Genomic DNA, 5,016 nt, shown 5'->3' on the forward strand with positions numbered 1-5,016 from the left:
CACGATCAGCCAGAATCCATGTTCACGCCTGGCCAGAATTCGTGTTCACGCTTTGCCAGAATGAGCGTTCACGATTAGCCAGAATATGCACTCCATACATCTGCTCTTTCATGTACTCATTTACATTCATCATATGTTGGTTGTATTGTGGAATCTTAGAACGCTCACCAGTTTTATAGATGCGCTTCAACTGCCTTCTGAGAGCACGAGTACGTTCTTTTGAAGCATAGGTAGTAATTGAACCATATTCCTTTTGGATAGCACAATTATCTTCCATTGATATATCAATCTTGACCTTAGCCAAATGAGCTTTTCCTTCATTCTCAAACAATTGTCCAAACATATAGGAAAATGTATCTTCATCAACCCTTTCAGTATCAAGTTGCCTCCAATATTCCCATTCACCCTTCTTATTCATGAATGGTACTTGTTTAACAGGGAATTCATCATTATGAATTTCGTTTGGTTTAATCATATCCATTGTGGCCTCCTGTTCAGTCATAGTTTTCTTTTCCTTTTCAAAAACTCACTCAAAAGTCCCATCCATATACCGCATCACATTAAGAAAAGAGGAACATGGCAATCGAATGAGCTTTTGAAAGAGTGTGATTAATAAATTGCTGTGGGATCAGCATGAGAGCCAGTTTCAAGACAGTAGCTCAGGTCTTAGTCCTTGCAGTGCAAGGACTTCAGGATTCCTTGAATCTGTAGAACTTTATAGAATCAAGAAAAGGACTCTCTTTTGTCTTCCCTCGAAAAAGATATGCTGTTCTTCTGTGAATTGGTCTGGGGTCATCCAATGCATAGCCAACGAACTCTGACCTCCAGTCCTTTATGATCTCTGCATGTGGGCGATTCTTGAGAACAGTGAAGCCAATATCAGCATCTTTCCAATCAACTTATTCGAAGTGTTCGAGCATAGTCTTAGCATCAGCTAATGAGGATTCATCGTCGTAAGAAATATTGTAAGTGGGCAGATTGAATTTCTGCCTCACCCACTGGACGCAATTGTACTGCCTCCCGAATGTCCCCAGAGCGGTGATTATCCGAAAGTTGTTCATCAATGAATACTCGTTCTGAAATAGTCTTGAAAATTATCATTCAAACAACGTTGTTCTATTGTGCTTCTCGAACATTTATTGGAATTAGCAGCTTCCCAAGAAGATGTAAAAACACCGTTTGGGGTGTGATATACATACTTCCGTCTCGATCTACTCAACTTCTTTCTTGACTCATCAGACCATTTCTTACCCCAATTAGGAGCTAGTTCACCAGTCCGCCCAAGCATGTAATTGTTTTCTGACTGCTTCTTTTTGGCTTCTTCAGTATGCTTTCTACCAAAGAACGGATTATTACATCCTGACGAATCCTTCATTCCAGAGCTAATGTTGTTTCGGGTGTCAGCCGATGTTGTTTTACCACCAACAGTTATATTCCAGCCAATATTAGATTCCGGTCTAAGTTTGAATTCTAGTTCAGACATCTCGCTTTCAGTTCCTGAATCAACAACTGAGAAAGATAAATCACCCTTGTCCTTAAACCGACCTCTATGTTCTTGGAATCTCCTGTTAAGATTAGTCGTCACGCCAATATACCCTTCTGATAGGATATTTGTGTGTTCTGGATTGCAGACGTGATAAACGTAATATGTCTCCATGTTGTTTTACTCCTATGTTGTGGGAGCTTACAGCTCCCACTCATTAATTCCTTAATATTCCGCCTGGCTTCAGTTGAAACTTCATTTGTTGCTGAGCAATCTCTTTAGCAATCATCTTGGTTTGCCTTATTGACAAATCATCAAGACCAGCCATTGCAGCTTGATCAACATTACCCTGTACTGTGATTCCGGCATTAATCACAGGAGATACTGTTCCGCCAGATATTCCACGACCTGCATTCATAGCGTCGATATTATTTCGACCAAGGCTTTCGGCAGCACTAGCTGTCAATACTGCTTCACCACGAGAAAGCATAGTAGGAACAGAATCAGATTTTGATGTTCCTCCACCAGTGACCATTGAAGTTCCGCCAGCATAATTCTTGAAAGAACCATCACCAACATTACTCCAACCGTCCTTGGCAGAGGCAATCATCGCTACATTTGCCAAACCGAGACCAGTGATAGCACCAGCAGCTACTGGACCTGCTATTGGACCGAGTTCGGCAAGGGCTTTAGTGGCGGCAAGGTAAGTTGCGATGGTGGCTTGGGTGATTGCCATCACTTTATATGCACCAGAGTCCTTATCAAGATTCTGAGCAAACGCTCCAGCAATACCACTAACAGCTCCAAGTACTTGTTCTTGAGAACCAACAAACTGATCGTTCTTATCAAACAGTTTTTGGTACTGCTCAATCGCAACGGAAATACCATCAGCTAGACTGCTTCCGTACCCTTGACTCAGCTGACCGAGAATATCAATCTGTTGGAACATAAGCTCGTTCTGTTCTTTCAAGCGATCAAGCTCAGCTTGCTTTGCTTCAGCTTGGTCTGCTTCGATCTCTTTAATCTGATTCTTTATACCAATCAATTCCAACTGCTTATCGATTTCTGTTTGAAGAGCAGTGTTGTATTCATTTGTAGTTTCATAAGCATCACGATTAAGAGTGTTTTCGGCTTGTTTTGTAGCGAGAAACAAATTTAGAGCTTCGTTTCCAGACTGAAGGGCTATCACATAATCCTTCTGGTATTGCACCTCATCAGAAACAGTCTGGATAGACTTTTGATTCTCTTCACGAATCTTTTTCTTCAGTTTAGATTTACGTTCTTCTTCTTCCCGTTCTTCTTTAATCTTTTCAATACGACGCTTAACATTTGCTTCCAGACTGGCAGTTACATCACCATCAAGAGCTATTATGTCTTTTGTGAGCTTGTCATAGAAATCTTGATATTCCTTAATGCTAAGTTGTCCATTGCTAAGCATTTCATCAAGAGCTGCCATATAAGCTCCAAATTTGTCTTGCGTTCCTAAAGTATCAGACAAATCAAATGAAAACGTAAAATCATCGGCAATTGATGTCGGCTCACCACCTCCGGCTTCTTTCTGCCCTTGGAGTCTCTGTTTGAAATACAGGCTCCATTTACCTTGAAGGAGATTAATAGCTGCTTCAGTATCTTCTACTTGTTCCTTTAGTTGAGCTTTACGAATTTTATTGTATTCTGAGAGGATAGTTCTATCTGCAAATCCAGCTAACTCTTCTTTTGCAGCAGCATACGCCTTTCCACTATTACCAATTTCTGTTTGGAGTCTAAAAATTTCATCACTCAGAGCCTTCATACTTTGTTCAGGCGTTTTATCTGACAATGTATCAAGAAACCCTCTTGCGTATTTAACAGAATCAGGAGTCAAGAAGTCAGTAACTGATTCCAATGAACTTGCTAGAGAGTTTACAGTATTAATCAATGCTTGAGATTCGCCAATTGTACGCATTAATTCATGCCAGTTCTCACCGACTGTATCAATAGCACCAGCGAAACCGTTAGCAGCTTTTACACCTTGACCGCCAACTTGAGCATTAACCTTCTCAAGAACCAGCTCTTGCGCTTCGAACAATTGATTAGACTCAACAAGAGCCTTAATCATATCCTGTTCTGCTTTGGTGAATGTCACACCACTACGTCTTAGAGCGTTAACACCACGTATAGGGTCTTCAAGAGCTTTCGCTAGTTGGTTGGTAGACTGAACTAATCCTCCACCAAACACTGTTGCCATATCCTGAGCAAGTTTGATGGTCTCTTTGAAATGATCTCCAGTTATAGAGAAATAACTTTGGAGAACTACCATAGCTTCATTCACTTCTTCAGTAGAAGTTAGAGTATCTCTACCCATAGCCAGAGCAAATTGCCGGAGTTCCTCACGAGTAAACCCTATAGAAGCTCCAAGCTTATCCACTACATACTCAAGTTGAGCATTTTGTTGTGATGCTTGTGTGGTGACATCTAGCCAGTAACCAACGGCATTAGTCAGTGAATCAACAGCTGTTGTAATACCGATAGCACCGAGTGCCATTGCTGAAAGAGATTTAGTGAAATCAACAGCCGTGCTTCTACCAGAAGAAATTGCATCATTCAATGCAGAGTTAGCATTAGTCGTTTCACGAGTAGCTTGTGTTGTTCTTTGGGTGGCTTGAGTGGTTGTTGTTTGCGTTCTGGCGACACGAGTGTATGCATCATTCAAAGACCTTGCTTCACGAACAGTATTTTTAGTTTCGGTTCTAAGGTCTTTTAAAGACTTTTCAGCCTTTGTTACATCTGAGTAATCTACCAAATACTTCAATAGAGCATTTGCCATTAATTACCTCCGTTTTTGGATTGATTAATTCTCCACTCCATATATTTAGAATGGGTAATATTTTGGTGGTAACAGTAATGGTCAATTGCATCTAGAATCAGCTTTACATCCCCAGCAAGAAGACTAAATCCGTGGGAATCAGCAATAATTGTTACTTCTGATGGTGGAATTGGGCAAGCATAGCCGTCATTACTGTAAGTGGATTTTGAAAGTTTTAAACAATCAACGATGATGGGGATGTATGGGATTATATTTGGAGTTGCCACAGGCTCATCGGGAACTGTGATAACCTTCTTCCACCTCATTTTTTCGGCTTGAGCCTTCTTGGTGAGTGCGAGTTGTCTAGCAGAAGTTCCTTGATCTCCTTTTTCGGAACAAAGAACCATCGCTTCAAAATAATCCCTTAATTCTTTCCCACTGTAGGTAGAAAGTCTTCAAGCTTTTGCATTTCTTCAGAAAGCTGAGTGTGAATAAACTTTGTTTCTTGGTCTTGAAGCATCTTTTCTAGTGCTTCAGGAGTATAATGTTCTTCCATGATGTCACGATTCCAGTCAACAACCAGTTTTGAAATTAATTTGGCATCAATATCAAATAGTGATTGGTTGCATTCAGAAATCTTTTCTTCATCGCTTTCATCAGCTATGTTGCGTTTAAGGGTTGAAGTGAAGAAATTCTAAAATTTTGTTGCCCAGTCGATCAGATGTTAGAGCATTGATGCCAGTTAAAG

5 protein-coding genes are annotated in these 5,016 nt (G+C 40.6%); all 5 read right to left on the reverse strand.

Annotation, left to right across the window (positions count from 1 at the left end):
* Positions 1–22 precede the first annotated feature (22 nt).
* The 5 genes from ACO6VE_RS23805 to ACO6VE_RS23825 all read right to left on the reverse strand — a co-directional run bounded on the left by ACO6VE_RS23805 (position 23) and on the right by ACO6VE_RS23825 (position 4,824).
* The gene (locus ACO6VE_RS23805; protein ID WP_422463919.1) at positions 23–481 is read right to left on the reverse strand and encodes a hypothetical protein; all 459 of its coding nucleotides are present in this window, start codon (positions 479–481) and stop codon (positions 23–25) included.
* A 579-nt stretch (positions 482–1,060) separates the two neighbouring features.
* On the reverse strand, positions 1,061–1,657 hold the full coding sequence (locus ACO6VE_RS23810; RefSeq protein ID WP_422463921.1) for an NUMOD3 domain-containing DNA-binding protein: 597 nt from the start codon (positions 1,655–1,657) through the stop codon (positions 1,061–1,063).
* A 43-nt stretch (positions 1,658–1,700) separates the two neighbouring features.
* On the reverse strand, positions 1,701–4,289 hold the full coding sequence (locus ACO6VE_RS23815; RefSeq protein WP_422463923.1) for a hypothetical protein: 2,589 nt from the start codon (positions 4,287–4,289) through the stop codon (positions 1,701–1,703).
* Complete coding sequence (locus ACO6VE_RS23820) at positions 4,289–4,675, reverse strand: hypothetical protein (protein ID WP_422463925.1); 387 nt, start codon at positions 4,673–4,675, stop codon at positions 4,289–4,291. The genes ACO6VE_RS23815 and ACO6VE_RS23820 overlap by 1 nt, the downstream gene beginning before the upstream one ends.
* Positions 4,676–4,692: 17 nt before the next feature.
* A complete protein-coding gene (locus ACO6VE_RS23825; protein WP_422463927.1) occupies positions 4,693–4,824 on the reverse strand; it encodes a hypothetical protein in 132 nt (43 codons plus the stop codon).
* Positions 4,825–5,016 lie beyond the last annotated feature (192 nt).

Origin of the sequence: Endozoicomonas sp. ALB115 (assembly GCF_049310245.1) — a bacterium.
Classification (GTDB): Bacteria; Pseudomonadota; Gammaproteobacteria; order Pseudomonadales; family Endozoicomonadaceae; genus Endozoicomonas.